Genomic DNA, 13023 nt, shown 5'->3' with positions numbered 1-13023 from the left:
ACGGCACCCCCATGCCGTGAGAATGCCGTCACTCGCAGACGGCCTGACAGCTTTCCGGGGATGACCCAACGCGCTGGCGGTGATAGCCTGCGCGCCGTCCAGAAATTTATACAAACAAAGAGGGAATGATGAAGACCTGGCAAAAGGTGTTTGGGACGACTCGCGCGGCGCGCATGGCCCGCGCCGTGGCGTTGGGATCGGTCGCGTTGGGTGCCACAACACTCGCGAGCACGGCCCATGCGCAATCGAGCGTGAGCTTCTACGGCCTGGCCGATGCCTACGTCGGCTCGGTGAAGAACCCCGGCGGCAACGCGGCTGCCGTGCAGCAAGGCGGCGGCATGACCACGTCGTACTGGGGCTTGTCGGGCACGGAAGACCTGGGCGGTGGCAATAGCGCGCTGTTCGTGCTGGAGAGCTATTTCCAGCCGAACAACGGCACCTACGGCCGTTTCGCGGGCGACAGCTTCTTCTCGCGCAACGCGTACGTCGGGCTGTCCAACACGCGACTGGGCACTTTCCGTCTCGGGCGCATCACCACGCCGATGTACCTGGCAACGATCCAGTTCAACCCGTTCAACAACTCGTACACCTTCTCGCCGATGATCTTCCACACCTACAAGGGTCTGGGAACGCAGGGCGTGGTGGGTGACTCGGCCTGGAACAACGCGGTGGCGTACACCACGCCGTCCTACGCAGGACTGGCGGGCACGTTGCTCTACGCCACCGGCAACAGCGCCACGGACCACAGCGCGAAGAAGTGGGCCGCTGCGCTCACGTACGCCAACGGCCCGTTCGCCGCCGCCGTGAACTATCAGTACGTGAATTTCAGCGCCACGCCGGGTGACTTCGGCGCGCAACTGCCGGGCGTGACCGGGCTGACGAATCAGAACACGGTGCAGGTCGGCCTCTCGTACGACCTGGCTGTGGTGAAGTTCTTCGCGCAGTACATGCTCGTCGCGAGTCAGGCCGCCAGCGGCAACTTCCATGCGAACACGGGTCAGCTCGGCGCATCGGTGCCGCTCGGTCTGGGCAGCGTGCTGGCGTCGGTGGCCTACACCGGCTCCAACGGGTCGGGCGACAACCAGCGTCGCACCACGTGGGCGCTCGGCTACGACTACCCGCTGTCCAAGCGGACCGACGTCTACGTCGCATACAAGTACGACCACATGAGCGATATGTCGACGGGCCAAACGTACGGCGCAGGCATGCGCGTGCGCTTCTAAGGCGACGCGGCGAAACTGTCGGCACTGACGAGCCCCCGCTCGTCAGTGCCGCCCCTCCCCAGCGGGCGCACAACCGCCTCGCCCGCCGTCGCTGAACATCCCCGCACATCAGGGTTAGCCCCGATTATTTTCGTCTTGCCTGCCCTGTGATGTTCGATTAGTCTAAATATTTAGACAGATGGAGAGCACGATGGATCTGCAACTCGCATGCGCCTGGTTACAGCGCGACACGGTCGGTCTGTCCGACATCGAAGATTTCGCGGCACGCTGCCTGAATGCATCGCGCACCGCCACGCGCGAATCTGCCGCGTTGCTGTTGCTTGCACAGGCCGCCCAGGCTTTCGCAGAAAGACAGTCTGGAATTGCCACCAACGGTGAAACGTTCCACGCTTTTCTGACCCGCAGTAAAACGTACGCGACGATGTTGCGCGACGCTGCCGCCACTTCCGACGCCAGCTTTCTCGCTACGCTCAACCAGTTCGCGGCCCAGTTGACGACTGAGGTCTACGCGTGATCTCACGCGTTTTTTTCACCTGATCGTCTAAAAATATAGACAAATTGGCGAGTGCGACAACCCAATCAATCGCCACAGCATTTGCCTCCCACGGGAACCGATCATGGAAGCCAACCTGAATTCATCGCGTAGACAACACGCGAGCGCCTCACCCAACGCCGGTGACGACACCGTCACCCCCTACGCATGGAAGGCGCTTGCGGGCTCTGCCATCGGCTATGCAATGGACGGCTTCGATCTGCTGATTCTCGGCTTCATGCTGCCGGCGATCACGATCGGACTGCACCTCACGGCGGGGCAAGCCGGCGCACTCGTCACGTGGACACTGATCGGCGCGGTGGCCGGCGGCATTCTGTTCGGCGCGCTCTCGGACCGTTACGGCCGTGTGCGCATGCTGACGTGGACGATTCTGTTGTTCGCGGTCTTCACCGGCCTGTGTGCGCTGGCGCAGGGGTTCTGGGACTTGCTGGTCTATCGCACGATTGCAGGCATCGGCCTCGGTGGCGAGTTCGGTATCGGCATGGCACTCGCGGCAGAGGCGTGGCCCGCGTCCAAGCGTGCGCGCGTGTCGTCTTACGTCGCACTCGGCTGGCAGACGGGCGTGCTGGCAGCGGCGCTGCTCACGCCGCTGTTGCTGATGTACATCGGCTGGCGCGGCATGTTCCTCGTGGGCGTGCTGCCCGCGCTCGTCGCATGGGTGTTGCGCAACAAGCTGCATGAGCCGGAAGTGTTCGTGCGCCGCACGGACAAGACGCCAAAGCACGGCAGCTCGAATGCGTTTCGTCTGCTCGTGAAGGATGCCCGCACCACGCGCGTGAGCCTCGGCATCGTCATTCTGTGTTCGGTTCAGAACTTCGGCTACTACGGCATCATGATCTGGCTGCCGACGTTCCTCTCGCAAAAGCTCGGCTTCTCGCTGACGAAGTCGGGCCTTTGGACCGCGGCGACGGTGATCGGCATGATGTTCGGCGTGTGGGCCTTCGGGCAACTGGCCGACCGTATCGGACGCCGTCCCACGTTCCTGCTGTATCAGGCAGGTGCGGTGGTCATGGTGATCGTCTACTCGCAACTGACCGATCCGGGCGTGATGCTCTTCGCCGGCGCGTTCATGGGGATGTTCGTCAACGGGATGGTCGGTGGCTACGGCACGCTGATGTCCGAGGCGTATCCCACGGCAGCGCGCGCGACCGCACAGAACGTGCTGTGGAACATCGGACGCGCCATCGGCGGCCTCGGCCCGCTCGTGGTCGGTGCGCTTGCCGCACGCTACTCCTTCCAGATCGCTATCGCGCTGCTCGCGAGCCTGTACGTGCTCGACATGATCGCCACGCGCTTCCTGATTCCCGAACTCAAAGGCACCGAACTCGAATAACGCACGCCTCGTACTCGGCAAGCCTTCGTCCCCACTATCCGGAGCCCCCATCCATGTCCGTCGTCTCTCTGACGCCCAACAACGTCACCCGCCCATTGGCGCGGGTGCACTCGCCGACGTGCCCTTCGCACGATGCGCATGAAGCACACGAAGCGCAGCCAGACGCTGCGACGTGCGCATCATCCGCCGGACACATTGTCGCCACGCATCGTTGTCAGGTGCTCACGCATCACGCCGTCAACGCGCGCTATCGTTATCTGCGCTTGCAGGCGGATGCCCCCGTCGCGCTCACCACGCGCCCCGGGCAGTTCTATCAGTTGAAGTGTCCGGTGACGGAGAACGAAGCGCCGTTCCTGCTGCGTCCGATGAGCGTCTACGGCACCGGCCCCGAGCCGGACACCATCGAGTTTCTGTACAACGTGACCGGCGTCGGCACCCGCGCGCTCGCCACGCTCACCGGGGGCGCATCGCTCGACATCGTCGGCCCGCTCGGCAACACCTTTACGCTCGACACGAGTTGGCAACGCGTGATGGTCGTCGCGCGTGGCGTCGGTCTGGCGACGATGGCCCCGCTGGTGCAACGTGCCGCAGCTGCAGGTCTGCGACTGACGGTCGTCATGTCGGCGCGCAGTGAAGCCGATCTGATGCGCGACGAATTCCTGCGCTCGCCCGAAGCGCGCGCACTGGCCGACGTGCATTGCGTCTTCGACAGCGACGGCTCGTCGGCCGTCGAAGCGCTTGAGCCACGCATCCGCACCCTGCTCGCCGCAGCGCCGCACGACGCGGTGTACACCTGCGGCTCGCATCGTCTGCTGATGCTGCTTCAGCGGGTTTTGGCTGGGCATCCGGAGATCACGGGCGAAGTCGCGATGGAGCAACGCATGGCCTGCGGCATGGGCGTGTGCCTGTCGTGCGTGCGCCTGTTCGATTGCGACGGCGACAAGCAATTCCTGCGCGTGTGCCGCGAAGGCCCCGTGTTTGCCATTCGCGACGTGGTCGGGGAGGTGGATTTTGGCTGATCTTTCCGTTCGTATCGGTTCGCTCACGCTGCGCAATCCGGTGATGCCCGCGTCGGGCTGCTTCGCCATCGAGTATGCCGAAGCGCTCGATCTGAATCGTCTTGGTGCGCTGGTCGTCAAGAGCGTGTCGCCCGATGCGCGGGCAGGCAATCCGACGCCGCGCGTGGCCGAGACCGCCAGCGGCATGCTCAATTCCATCGGCATTCCGAGCAAGGGACTCGAAGCGTACCGACGCGACGTGTTGCCCGCCTACACCACCGATGCGCGCTTCGATACGCCGGTCGTGGTCTCGGTGTCGGCAGACACGGCCGAGTCGTTCGGCGAAGCCTGCGAGACGCTGTCACTGCCGGAAGTCGCGGCCATCGAAGCCAACATTTCCTGCCCGAATCTCGAAGCAGACGGCATGGCCTTCGCGATGCAGGCCGAGAGCACGTACAAAGCCGTGAGCGCGATCCGGCGTCGCACGTCGCACCCGCTGTGGGTGAAGCTCACACCGAACGCCGGTCAGATCGCGCTGATTGCGCGCGCCGCCGAAGACGCCGGCGCCGATGCCATCGTCATGGGCAACACAGTCCTTGGCATGGCTATCGACGTGCGCACACGCAAGCCGAAGCTCGGCAACGTGATGGGCGGCCTCTCCGGCCCGGCGATCAAACCGCTCGCTGTGCGACTCGTGCATCAGTGCCACCGCGCGGTACGCATCCCGATCATTGGCTGTGGCGGCATCGAGACGGCGGACGACGCCGTGGAATTCATGCTTGCCGGGGCCACGGCGGTGCAGGTCGGCACGGCGTCGTTCCGCGATCCGGCGGTCATGGTGCGCATCGTCGACGGGCTCGCCGCGTATTGCGACGCGAACGACGTCGAGCGCATCGCAACGCTCACCGGTGCTGTCGCGCTCGACGCACAACTATCCGACCGCTGGCTGCGCTTTGCACAGCAGTCCGGCTGATTCATCCCGCAACGCTTAGCCCCCTAGCCCCCTCGCATTGCATCAAGCGAAAAGAAGCACACTCATGGAACTGAACGCGCTGGCCCCGCTGGCCGAGCAACTTTTCACCGACCTGCGCCGTCTCGGTAACGACGGCGTCGGCATCACCCGCGACAGCTATGGCGACGGCGAGAACGCCGCTGCTTCGTATCTGACGGAATGGGCCGGCCATCAGGGCCTGACCGTCACACGCGACCGCGCCGCCAATCTCGTCTTCGCATTGCCGGAGGACGACGGCAACACCCCGGCCACGTGGATCGGCTCGCACCTCGACTCCGTCCCGCAAGGCGGCAACTACGACGGTCTGGCCGGTATCGTCGCCGGGCTGCTGTGCCTCGTCGAGCAACGGCGCAGCCAGCGTCACACCGCCACCCCGGTGCGCGTACTCGCCCTGCGCGGCGAAGAAAGCGCCTGGTTCGGCCGCGCCTACATGGGATCGAGCGCGTTGTTCGGCAAACTGACCGACGCCGATCTCGCCATGCCGCATCGCAGCCACGGCCGGTCGCTTGGCGAGTGCATGGCGCAGGCCGGTGCGGACGTCGATGCCATTCGCGAAGGCGAGATGCTCTTCGACGCGTCACGCGCGAAGGCATGGCTTGAGCTTCACATCGAACAAGGTCCGGTGATGATTGCGCGCAACATGCCGGTGGCGATCGTGCCGGGCATTCGCGGCAACGTGCGTCACAACCGCGTGACGTGTATCGGCGAAGCCGGACACTCAGGCGCGGTGCCGCGCTGGCTGCGTCACGACGCGATGTTTGCTGTGGCCGACCTCATCACGCGGCTCGACGAGCACTGGCGTGCGCTGCTCGAGCGCGGTATCGACATGGTGGTCACGACCGGGATCGTCGGCACCGATCCCGCCGAGCACGCGATCTCGCGCATCCCGGGCAAGGTCGATTTCAGTCTGGAAGTGCGCAGCCAGAGCCTCGATACGCTCGACGTCTTCTATGAGCTGATGCGCACCGAATGCCGCGCCATCGAACGCGACCGGGGCGTGAAGTTTGTCTTCGACCGGCGGCTGGCGTCGGCACCGGCCGTCATGGACAAGCACGTGTCCTCGCTGCTCGAAGACGCCTGCCGAACGTTCGATCTGCCGCAAGAGCGCGTGCCGAGCGGTGCCGGTCACGACGCCGCTATCTTCGCCAACGCGGGCATTCCGAGCGGCATGGTGTTCGTGCGCAACGCCAACGGTTCGCACAATCCGGCCGAGAGTATGGAACTCGATGACTTCATGCGCGGCGTGCAGGTGATGGAGGCAGCAACACACCGGATCTGACAACGCGTCACATCCATAAAAAACGGGTCGCTCGATGCGACCCGTTTTGCTTTGCAAGCGAACTACGTAGACGGCTTACGGCGCCAGCGCAATCACCTCGGCCACGGCAGCCGTCAGCTTCTTCGCGTACGGCACGTGCAGGAACTCGTTCGGCCCGTGCGCGTTGGACTTCGGCCCAAGTACGCCGCACACCATGAACTGCGCCGTCGGGAAACCCGCTTGCAGCGTGTTCATCAGCGGGATCGTGCCGCCCTGACCGATGTAGGCGACGTCCGCGCCGTAGTGGCGTTGCGACGCCGTGTTCAGCGCCGACGTGAGCCACGGTGCGACGTCGGGCGCGTTCCAGCCGGAGGCCGCACCCGCATCGGACTTGAACGTCACCTTCGCGTTGTACGGCGGGTCGACTTCGAGCAGCGCCTTGAGCTCTTGCACCGCCTGCGCGGCATCGATGAGGGGGGGCAGGCGCAGCGACAGCTTGAAGGCCGTGCGCGGACGCAGCACGTTACCGGCGTCGGCCAGCGCAGGCAGCCCGGCCGCGCCCGTCACCGACAACGACGGACGCCACGTCGAATTGAGCAGCGCTTCCTTGGGATCGGTCGTGGTCGGCAGCACGGAGAGGCCGTCCTGACCGCAGGCCCACGGCATCTTCTTCCAGACGTCATCGCCGAGAATGTGTGCGGTGGCCTCGGCTTCTTTCAGTCGTTGCAGCGGAATCGGGCTGTGAAAGCCCTTCGGCAGCACGTTGCCGCTACCCGCATCTTCAAGCCGTTCGAACAGCTGACGCATGATGCGGAAGCTCGACGGCGCAATGCCGCCGTAGCCGCCTGAGTGGATGCCCTCGTCGAGCACCTGCACTTCGAGACTGCCGGAGATCAGGCCGCGCAGCGACGTCGTGAGCCACAGCTGATCGTAATTGCCTGCGCCGGAATCCAGACAGACGACGAGACTCACGCGGCCGAGACGGTCGCGCAGCGCGTCGACATACGGCAGCAAATCGTAGCTGCCCGACTCTTCGCAGGTCTCGATGAGACCGACGCAGCGCGGACGCTCCACGCCCTGTGCGTCGAGCGCTGCGAGTGCCGTCACGCTGGAATAGATGGCATAGCCGTCGTCCGCACCGCCACGGCCGTAGAGCTTGCCGTCTTCGAACTTGGGTGTCCACGGCCCGAGGTCTTTGCGCCAGCCGTCGAACTCAGGCTGCTTATCAAGGTGGCCGTAAAGCACGATGGTGTCGGTACTGCCCGAACGCGTGGCGGGCACTTCGAAGAAGATCACCGGCGTGCGGCCTTCCAGACGAATCACTTCGAGCTTGAGGCCCTTGACCGGCTGACGTTCGGCCCACTGCGCGGCATCGCGCACCACGCGGTCGATGTAGCCGTTGCGCGCCCAGTCGGCGTCGAAGCCCGGGCTCTTGGCCGGGACTGCAATGTAGTCGGTGAGCGCATGCAGGATTTCGTCGTTCCACTTGCGCTCGACGAATTCACGCAATGCGGCCGTGTCGAGCGACGGCTGAGTCGGGGTGCCGATGTCGTTCATGGGGGAGTCCTTGGGGGATGTCGTGTGTCAGTGACGCGCCTCGCCAGGCGGGTGGCCCGTCAGTGCAGCCAGATCCTGCGCCGTGGATTCGAGACAATCGGAAATCAGTCGGGCGCGCGCTGGCCGTATGGCGTCATGATAGCCATTCCGCGCCGCTTCGGTGGCCGAAGTTCACGCCAATCAGTTACCCGCGCCCGGCGGCCCGAAGCGGAACACGATCTCGCCCGCCGCCCCGCTCGCTTTCACGCACGTGACCGTTTGCAGGCCTCGGCCCGGCACGTCGACCGAATGCTCGGTATCGGCCGCGCTGCAACGCCAGTAATAGGTCACCTGACGCTCGCAGCGATTCGTGACTTCATAGCGATAGTCGGTGACGTTGGCAGGCAGTGCGCGAATTGTGCCGCACGGCTGACCGCTGTTGTCGAGCGGCTCCGTGGGCATTGCAGGTGTTTGCGCGTGCAACGTGCCGCTCGCCGTAAAGGCGAGAAGCACCAGCAAGCCTGAAATCCCCGAGTGCCGCTTTCCGTGGGCCGACATCAGATCCAGCGCCATGCAATGGCGATGGCGCCGATGGCGACACCAATGGAGATGACCACGCCGAACCATGCCAGCTGCGCACGCCGCGCACGGCGACGGCTGGATTCCGACGTGTCGTAGAAACGACCCAATCCGCCCGAGTACAGCTTTTCCCAGCGAATTTCCATGGCGCACCTCACAAATCGATCAAACCGGCCCGCACTGCTTGTTCTTTTCTTCTTTATCGAAAGTTTTGAGGCGCAAGACAATTCGGATAAATCCGGGCACATTCCATAGCATGAAATACCGTGGAATCTTCCTGAAATTCCGACACCGCGCCGTCGCCTCAAGATCGCACTATTCTTTAGGAATTGCAATAGCGTGAACTCGCAGAATGCGACGCCAAAGCCATGAGAGACCACGTTATCGACGATGGTTATCAACGTCCAAAGCGATCTTGGGCGTGCTTTATCGTATCTCACCCAACCGTTTTAACGGTGAATTGCGAAGACTTTGGAGAATTGTGCCGGAACGGCTTTTACGCAGACACCGCACGCTTGTAACAAAACGTTTCAATGACGGGGCAAGCGGCCGTTCGAATCGGGCGATTGAAGGTGCGAGTCAAAACGTAGCGGCAAGCGCTAAAGCGCCGCGGCAATGGTGGAGAAACCCGGAAGCCCGTCAGTCAGGACGGTTAAAGGCAACGTAGCGCGGCGATCCGCCGGAGGCGGCGCCGCGCACGAAAAGGAAGGGGTATGTGACTTTAGCGTCCCAGGAAGGCCGCCCCTACTGACAACAGCACGAATCCGCCGACACTACAGGCGATCGCGATTGCCAACAGGCGTTGAAAGAGTTGCTCGCGCTCACTGGCGCTGCGATGGGAACGGGGTGCATCGTGATGAATCGTTCCCCACCCACTCGAATACACTTTTTTCCAACGGATGTGCATAAGTTACCTCGCGTTGTTTAGTGCTCGTAGCCTTGCCGGTCATCGATTCTCGCTATCGGAATCGACGAGACGCAGGGCTAGTATGCGCTTTGTCTGCGAACGGTAAACCCCTCATCCGTGCTGCGTCGCCGCAAGCCAAACGATTGATTCGTATGGTTTTCGAGACGGGAAAGTGCGACACCCAATACCGTCACCATGACGTGATTCGAGATTTTTGGCGGAACGTGTCAATGCGACAGAATGTCGCAGGTGCGACAAGTTGTCGCGCAACCCGCATGAACCGTGGAATGCACCGATTTTGTGGCTGCGACACACGTGAGCGTGTCGCAGGCTGCACTCGGGCAATCAGGGCCTTAGCGACACATGGCCCATTGGGGAAAAGGCGTCGCGTACCGCGTTTCGTGCGGCGCAACATCGATTTTTTAAATAAACGACAAATCTGGGGTAAATCCGGGGGAAGCGATCTGCGCTGCGTGCGACTTCCCCCTGCTTCCGTCACTATCACCGTCAAGATCGCCGTCAAGATTCAAACGGGTTTTTGACTTGTTTCGCGGTCGTCCCGGCCGGCGTTTCGGCCGCCGTTTCCACATGATCGGGCAAGTCCGCGTCGGAAAGCTCGTTCACCACAGCGTCCAGCACCGCTTTAAGCACCTTTGCGTGACGCAATCCTTCGGCGTCGCGGCGCAACTCCAGATTGCCGAAGATCACCACGTGATCCGTATGGTTTTCAACGTTCAGCTCGCCGAGCGAGAGGGCATCGGCATCGTTGGCGAACGGCGAGAAACGGTCATTGGCGGAAGACGATGACGTCATGAGGACTCCTGAATCGGGGGAAATCAGTCGCAAAACCGGTCAGCGGTCGACGATCAGCGTGCGGCAACATCCGGGGATATCCCAGATGTTGCCAGTGAGCTTAACGGATGATCGTACGCAAGAAGTCGAGCACCGTCTGCACTTCGCGGTACGTCGGCACGTCCTGCTCACGTTTTCGCTTGCTGCCGCCACCCGCCGCCTTGGGCTTGGGCAACGACATCGCCGTGCTTTTGATGCTTGCGGGCATGTCGGGGAAGAAGTCGATACCGGCGAGCTTTTCGAGTTCGGCCACGCTCACGACCGAATAGTCGCCCGTCGCCTCGTTCGCCACCAGATACGCGCCCGCCTGCTTGCGCTTCGGGTCGTAGACGACCTTGAAGAGCTGCGTGGGCACCATCACCCGGTCGCCCACCTGCGTGATCGTCTTGCCCTTGAAGAGCGGTCCGGTAATGACGAACAGCTCGCCCCGGTCCTGCGCGAGTTTGCGCACGCTCGACTCGATGCCCGCCCACAGGTAGCGATTGTTCTCGCTGTTCTGCGGCACCATGTTCGACAGCGAAAAACTTTCGGACTGGGCCTGCGGATCGGGCATGTCGGCCGAAGGTGCCATGTGCCCACGGTCGTAGCCGGAGCGCACGTAATCGCGCAACTCCGCACGTTCACCCGGTGGCAATTGCGACTCGGCGTGGAAGTTGTTCACGCGCGAGATCTGGCGCGCGTCGCTCAGCCCGGCGCGCGTGAGATGTTCGGCGGACCAGAGCGGCGTGCGCGTCACACCCGAGTGCATCACGCCGAACGCGCTGAAGCACACCTCGCGTGCGGCACGCGTCATGGCGCTATTGGTGATGTCGGGGGCTGTACCTGACCAGTAGTGATCGCCACAAGCCGAGGCCGCAGCATCAGCCGCGTTCGGAAACGCTACGACCGCCGCGACGGCGAGTACCGACGAAAGGGACGAAAGGGAAAGAGAGATTGCCAACTGCCCGGCCATCGCGCGCAAGCGGCTTGCGCGCACTGCGGTGACCGTCCATCGAGACTGCTTCATCGCACTGCTTTGGGGAAGACGTAAGGGGGTGCGATTGTAGCGGATGAACGGCTATTCGGGGACGACGCTCCCCGCGCCGTAAGCGGCGCATTGCAATGTCTGGGCGGGGCCGAGGTTGTCACACTCGTCCGCCTGCGCGCTCGGCATCCACGCCTGCTCGAGGAAAAGCAGGCAGAGCATCAACGCGAGCATGAGAAGCAGCGTCTTCATTGCGGCATCCGGGTTGGGTTGCCGCATTGTATGCGGGGATGTCTGCAGAAAACCTATCCCCGACGTGCTGAATTGTTTCGTTTCGTTACCGACGCGTTTTGGACGTAGGCAGCGCGGGCGCGCCGCCGGGTACACTCGATCAGGCGTCAGGCACGTCGCCGCGCTGTGCGACGAGCGCCGCCAACGCCTCGCTGTCCGGCCCCAGTTCACGCAGACCGTTCACCACGCCGACGCGATCGGGCATCGCGCGGTTTTGCGACATCTTGAATTTGCCTTCGATGCGACGAATCGGAATCTCCACACCGACGATGGCGCGCAGCATGCCGTCGATGAAGTCTTCCGGAGCATCCTCGACCGCCCACGGTGCGCGAAGCCGCAGCTCCTGCGAGTTCGTCAGGTCACCGACAAGACGCCGCAGCCACGCAGCGTCGTCGATCACGCGCGGCTTGCCCCACACGTGTACGGCCGCGTAGTTCCACGTGGGCACGACCTTGCCGTGCTCGGCCTTGGCGGCGTACCACGAGGGGGTGATGTAGCCCTGCGGCCCCGTGAACGCGACCAGGCAATCGTCCACGTCGCGCAATGCCGGTCCGTGCGGATTGGCGCGCGCAAGATGCCCGCGCAGTGTCCCGAACTCGCCCTCGTCGGCGTACATCAGAAACGGAATCGAATCGGCGATCAGCCCCTGCGCGCCAGCGCTCACGAGCAGCCCGAGCGGATGCGTGCGGATGAGATCGTGCAGGACGTCGGGGCGATCTTCGGTGAAGGCGGCGGGCTGATACATCGATGACTCCGGACTTGGCGGTGGGGTTGGAATAACGCTTAGCGTACGTCCGCGCGTGGCTCTGGGCCAAGACCCAATATCGATGATTTTTTTGATGCCACGAGACGGCCTGACGGGCGCACTCGCCGCCCGTCAGGCATTAATTCCGCGCGCTCAGCGGAACGGTCAAAGGAACGACTTGGCCTGATCGAGTACCTTGTCGCAGACCTTGCGGGTGAGTTGTTCCTTGAGGCCGCCGCCGTTCAGATCGACGGTCTTGCCGTCGGGTGACGACAGCAGCCCCTTCGCGCCGTCGAGATAGCCTGGGCTGGCGGCCGGCGAGCCGGACTGCGTGCCGATCTTGCCGAGCAGCTTGTCCTTCACGTCCGTCGCCGAATTGAGATTCGCGCCGCCGAGATAATTGTTCTTGATGCAGAACTGGAGGACACCGGTCGCGTTGCCGATGCTGCTCGATGTGAGCGACCCGGCCCCGCCCGACGCCAGGCCGCCGAGGCTGCCCGCCAGACCGCCGGTGTTGCCACCGCCCGAGTTCCCGCCGCCAACGGCGTCCATGAGATTGCCGATTTGCGCATGCGCCGCGAACGGCATGCCGGCTGCCATCACCAGTGCGGCGCTCGCGGCGGCGGCACCGGCCCATCGTTTCAGGCCCGCTGTCGTTACGGGGCTTGCCTTGCATTCCATGCGTCGGGACATACGATCCTCCGGGATGTGAATGACGTGGGGTCAGGTCGAGCCACCGAGCCACTATAGCAGGCCATCTCCCACGGTCTTT

General features: G+C 63.5%; 14 protein-coding genes. 6 read left to right on the top strand and 8 right to left on the bottom strand.

Annotated features, from left to right (window positions below):
• The first annotated feature begins 125 nt into the window (after positions 1 to 125).
• The 6 genes from PAQ31011_RS15245 (at position 126) to PAQ31011_RS15220 (ending at position 6398) form a co-directional block, all read left to right on the top strand.
• Positions 126 to 1223 carry a porin gene (locus tag PAQ31011_RS15245; protein ID WP_425495109.1) on the top strand — a complete coding sequence of 366 codons (1098 nt, stop codon included), beginning with the start codon at positions 126 to 128 and terminating at the stop codon, positions 1221 to 1223.
• A 190-nt stretch (positions 1224 to 1413) separates the two neighbouring features.
• Positions 1414 to 1737 (top strand): hypothetical protein, encoded by a 324-nt coding sequence (locus PAQ31011_RS15240; protein WP_150576642.1) that lies wholly within the window; start codon positions 1414 to 1416, stop codon positions 1735 to 1737.
• A 103-nt stretch (positions 1738 to 1840) separates the two neighbouring features.
• The gene (locus tag PAQ31011_RS15235) at positions 1841 to 3109 is read left to right on the top strand and encodes an MFS transporter (protein WP_150576641.1); all 1269 of its coding nucleotides are present in this window, start codon (positions 1841 to 1843) and stop codon (positions 3107 to 3109) included.
• 53 nt (positions 3110 to 3162) lie between these two features.
• Positions 3163 to 4128, top strand: a complete 966-nt coding sequence (locus tag PAQ31011_RS15230) for a dihydroorotate dehydrogenase electron transfer subunit (protein ID WP_150576640.1) — start codon at positions 3163 to 3165, stop codon at positions 4126 to 4128.
• Positions 4121 to 5080 carry a dihydroorotate dehydrogenase gene (locus PAQ31011_RS15225; protein ID WP_150576639.1) on the top strand — a complete coding sequence of 320 codons (960 nt, stop codon included), beginning with the start codon at positions 4121 to 4123 and terminating at the stop codon, positions 5078 to 5080. Before PAQ31011_RS15230 ends, PAQ31011_RS15225 begins: the two co-directional genes overlap by 8 nt.
• A gap of 64 nt (positions 5081 to 5144) precedes the next feature.
• Positions 5145 to 6398: an allantoate amidohydrolase gene (locus PAQ31011_RS15220; RefSeq protein WP_150576638.1), complete on the top strand. Its 1254-nt coding sequence runs from the start codon at positions 5145 to 5147 to the stop codon at positions 6396 to 6398.
• A gap of 75 nt (positions 6399 to 6473) precedes the next feature.
• On the opposite strand, the gene PAQ31011_RS15215 is transcribed toward PAQ31011_RS15220, so the two are convergent.
• The 8 genes from PAQ31011_RS15215 to PAQ31011_RS15195 all read right to left on the bottom strand — a co-directional run bounded on the left by PAQ31011_RS15215 (position 6474) and on the right by PAQ31011_RS15195 (position 12932).
• Positions 6474 to 7934: a M20 family metallopeptidase gene (locus tag PAQ31011_RS15215; protein ID WP_150576637.1), complete on the bottom strand. Its 1461-nt coding sequence runs from the start codon at positions 7932 to 7934 to the stop codon at positions 6474 to 6476.
• Positions 7935 to 8114: 180 nt separating this feature from the next.
• The gene (locus PAQ31011_RS26430; RefSeq protein WP_174990138.1) at positions 8115 to 8432 is read right to left on the bottom strand and encodes a hypothetical protein; all 318 of its coding nucleotides are present in this window, start codon (positions 8430 to 8432) and stop codon (positions 8115 to 8117) included.
• Between the two features lie 38 nt (positions 8433 to 8470).
• Positions 8471 to 8638 (bottom strand): hypothetical protein, encoded by a 168-nt coding sequence (locus PAQ31011_RS26425; RefSeq protein WP_157112269.1) that lies wholly within the window; start codon positions 8636 to 8638, stop codon positions 8471 to 8473.
• A gap of 1280 nt (positions 8639 to 9918) precedes the next feature.
• Positions 9919 to 10212, bottom strand: coding sequence for a hypothetical protein (locus PAQ31011_RS15210; RefSeq protein ID WP_150576636.1), 294 nt, complete (start codon positions 10210 to 10212; stop codon positions 9919 to 9921).
• Between the two features lie 100 nt (positions 10213 to 10312).
• Complete coding sequence (locus PAQ31011_RS15205) at positions 10313 to 11257, bottom strand: DNA/RNA non-specific endonuclease (protein ID WP_246179598.1); 945 nt, start codon at positions 11255 to 11257, stop codon at positions 10313 to 10315.
• A gap of 51 nt (positions 11258 to 11308) precedes the next feature.
• Positions 11309 to 11467: a hypothetical protein gene (locus PAQ31011_RS26420; RefSeq protein ID WP_157122662.1), complete on the bottom strand. Its 159-nt coding sequence runs from the start codon at positions 11465 to 11467 to the stop codon at positions 11309 to 11311.
• A gap of 139 nt (positions 11468 to 11606) precedes the next feature.
• Positions 11607 to 12251: an FMN-binding negative transcriptional regulator gene (locus PAQ31011_RS15200; protein WP_150576635.1), complete on the bottom strand. Its 645-nt coding sequence runs from the start codon at positions 12249 to 12251 to the stop codon at positions 11607 to 11609.
• Positions 12252 to 12416: 165 nt separating this feature from the next.
• Complete coding sequence (locus PAQ31011_RS15195) at positions 12417 to 12932, bottom strand: YjjA family protein (RefSeq protein ID WP_425495113.1); 516 nt, start codon at positions 12930 to 12932, stop codon at positions 12417 to 12419.
• Between the last annotated feature and the right edge of the window lie 91 nt (positions 12933 to 13023).

Source organism: Pandoraea aquatica (assembly GCF_902459565.1).
In the GTDB taxonomy this organism is placed as follows: domain Bacteria; phylum Pseudomonadota; class Gammaproteobacteria; order Burkholderiales; family Burkholderiaceae; genus Pandoraea; species Pandoraea aquatica.
This window is presented reverse-complemented; position numbering and strand designations above follow the sequence as displayed.

Excerpts from the sequence above, each read along its gene's own strand:
- PAQ31011_RS15240 (WP_150576642.1), top strand. The coding sequence starts at position 1,414 with ATGGATCTGCAACTCGCATGCGCCTGGTTACAGCGCGACACGGTCGGT.
- PAQ31011_RS15220 (WP_150576638.1), top strand. The coding sequence starts at position 5,145 with ATGGAACTGAACGCGCTGGCCCCGCTGGCCGAGCAACTTTTCACCGAC.
- PAQ31011_RS15195 (WP_425495113.1), bottom strand. The coding sequence starts at position 12,932 with ATGGAATGCAAGGCAAGCCCCGTAACGACAGCGGGCCTGAAACGATGG.
- PAQ31011_RS15230 (WP_150576640.1), top strand. The coding sequence starts at position 3,163 with ATGTCCGTCGTCTCTCTGACGCCCAACAACGTCACCCGCCCATTGGCG.
- PAQ31011_RS15235 (WP_150576641.1), top strand. The coding sequence starts at position 1,841 with ATGGAAGCCAACCTGAATTCATCGCGTAGACAACACGCGAGCGCCTCA.
- PAQ31011_RS15215 (WP_150576637.1), bottom strand. The coding sequence starts at position 7,934 with ATGAACGACATCGGCACCCCGACTCAGCCGTCGCTCGACACGGCCGCA.
- PAQ31011_RS15210 (WP_150576636.1), bottom strand. The coding sequence starts at position 10,212 with ATGACGTCATCGTCTTCCGCCAATGACCGTTTCTCGCCGTTCGCCAAC.
- PAQ31011_RS15245 (WP_425495109.1), top strand. The coding sequence starts at position 126 with ATGATGAAGACCTGGCAAAAGGTGTTTGGGACGACTCGCGCGGCGCGC.
- PAQ31011_RS26425 (WP_157112269.1), bottom strand. The coding sequence starts at position 8,638 with ATGGAAATTCGCTGGGAAAAGCTGTACTCGGGCGGATTGGGTCGTTTC.
- PAQ31011_RS15200 (WP_150576635.1), bottom strand. The coding sequence starts at position 12,251 with ATGTATCAGCCCGCCGCCTTCACCGAAGATCGCCCCGACGTCCTGCAC.
- PAQ31011_RS15205 (WP_246179598.1), bottom strand. The coding sequence starts at position 11,257 with ATGAAGCAGTCTCGATGGACGGTCACCGCAGTGCGCGCAAGCCGCTTG.
- PAQ31011_RS26420 (WP_157122662.1), bottom strand. The coding sequence starts at position 11,467 with ATGAAGACGCTGCTTCTCATGCTCGCGTTGATGCTCTGCCTGCTTTTC.